The organism is uncultured Campylobacter sp. (assembly GCF_938045405.1).
GTDB lineage: Bacteria > Campylobacterota > Campylobacteria > Campylobacterales > Campylobacteraceae > Campylobacter_B.
In genome coordinates, this window is record NZ_CALIMW010000159.1 from 1 (window position 1) to 1473 (window position 1473).

5 protein-coding genes are annotated in these 1473 nt (G+C 44.3%); 4 read left to right on the forward strand and 1 reads right to left on the reverse strand.

Features of this window, described 5'->3' with window-relative positions; genetic code table 11:
- The 4 genes from Q0140_RS06100 to Q0140_RS06115 all read left to right on the forward strand — a co-directional run.
- The coding region (locus Q0140_RS06100; protein ID WP_297962821.1) for a hypothetical protein at positions 1 to 248 on the forward strand (248 nt) is incomplete at its 5' end.
- 277 nt (positions 249 to 525) lie between these two features.
- Complete coding sequence (locus Q0140_RS06105; protein ID WP_297962823.1) at positions 526 to 693, forward strand: hypothetical protein; 168 nt, start codon at positions 526 to 528, stop codon at positions 691 to 693.
- Between the two features lie 15 nt (positions 694 to 708).
- Positions 709 to 858 (forward strand): hypothetical protein, encoded by a 150-nt coding sequence (locus tag Q0140_RS06110; RefSeq protein ID WP_297962825.1) that lies wholly within the window; start codon positions 709 to 711, stop codon positions 856 to 858.
- 60 nt (positions 859 to 918) lie between these two features.
- The gene (locus Q0140_RS06115) at positions 919 to 1116 is read left to right on the forward strand and encodes a hypothetical protein (protein ID WP_297962827.1); all 198 of its coding nucleotides are present in this window, start codon (positions 919 to 921) and stop codon (positions 1114 to 1116) included.
- A 150-nt stretch (positions 1117 to 1266) separates the two neighbouring features.
- Here Q0140_RS06115 and Q0140_RS06120 read toward each other — a convergent pair.
- Positions 1267 to 1473, reverse strand: a 207-nt coding sequence (locus Q0140_RS06120; protein WP_297962829.1) for a hypothetical protein, incomplete at its 5' end; no start/stop codon positions are given.

Consider the following 1473-nt stretch of genomic DNA (forward strand, 5'->3'; position numbering starts at 1 on the left):
CTCTGGATTTCGGCGACGGCAGGGCACAGCAAATCGAAATAGAGCCTTGGATATTTAGCGGAGCCCCTATCGATCTTGCAGCCGTAAAAAGCGCTTTAAATCATGAGCGGATCGAGTGTCGCGAGCGCGCAACGGATGAGGGTTTGGAGTTAAACTTAAACAGCGGCGTTACGCTTGCGTTTGAAAGCTTGAGCGGGTTGGGTGAGCCCCGCGGATACGAGCTTACCGCGTTTTGGATAAAATTTTAGCGGAATTTAAAAAGAGAAATATTTTCTTTTGCGCGCTTTTTAAATTTAGCTTTTAAATTTACTCTTCGTTGAATGAAAATGAATGAAAATCCAAGCTAAATTTCGGCAGAAGCGGCGCCTTGTATTGCGCACAGCACTGGAAAAAACCGAGCCGTATTAGCTGAAGAAATGCGGATTTAAAGATCGCGATAGCTTATAGCGACGTAGCTCCGCTTTTATGCCGCTACGGCGCGCCAGGATGAAGCGCCGAAATAAAATTTAAACAAAAGAGAATTTGATGCTTTTTGATACAAAATACGATGAAAAAAAGATCGCTAGCTTTAATCAGATGAATACGCTTTTAAGATGCGTGCTGCTGTTTTTTATCCTTGGCGCGGGTGCGGCGCTGTATATGTCCTACACCGCGGTGCTACCGTCTAGCCCAGAGGATTTGCAGACCATATAGGGGCGCGTCATATATGTGCAAACGAATAAGAGTAGAGGGGCTAGTTACTATAGGTTAAATTTAGTGGATAGCGCGCTTAAGCAGAGGCGTTTTTCTTTAGATGTTTACGGTACGCAGATAGACGGATACAAGGCCGCGATATACGACAAGGACGTAAAAATTTAGTACCAAAGGGTCAGGGGCGATACCGACCTTGCACGGCAGATCGCCCTTAAAGACGGGCAAATGGTTTTAAAATACGATTATGCTTTTGCAACCAGATTTTATTACAATACCATATCCGATTCCTATAGAATCACATATTTGAAATGGGGCGGCGGTACGCTTGCGCTTTTGATCGTTCAGATCGTTTTGACTCGGATAGCGAGGAGAAAATACCGCGCCAAATGGGGTTACTACGACAAGCCTACGAATAAAATTTAAAATCGGTCGTCGCCGAATAAATTTAGGCAAAATTTTGACCCGGTAAAATTTCGGATCGGCTTTTGCGCGCCGATTAAATTTACGCGTCCGCTGCGCCGCGAAATTTAAATCTTAATTTAAAGAGCGAAATCAAAGGAGTGAAAACGCTGCTTAAATTTCGCTTTTTAAAAATCGTTTTAGTAAAAGGGCGGGCAGAGATCGGGATTTTATCGCGGAATTTTGTTTTGGCAGCTCGCGAGAGCGGCGGAAACGCGCCCTTTGCTTTTTACTTGCGCGGTCAAGTTGGTGCTTTAAATTCTCGCCTTGAAACAGCGGTTTGGCTGTCGATGTAATCTTAGTCGCAAACTCATACTTTAA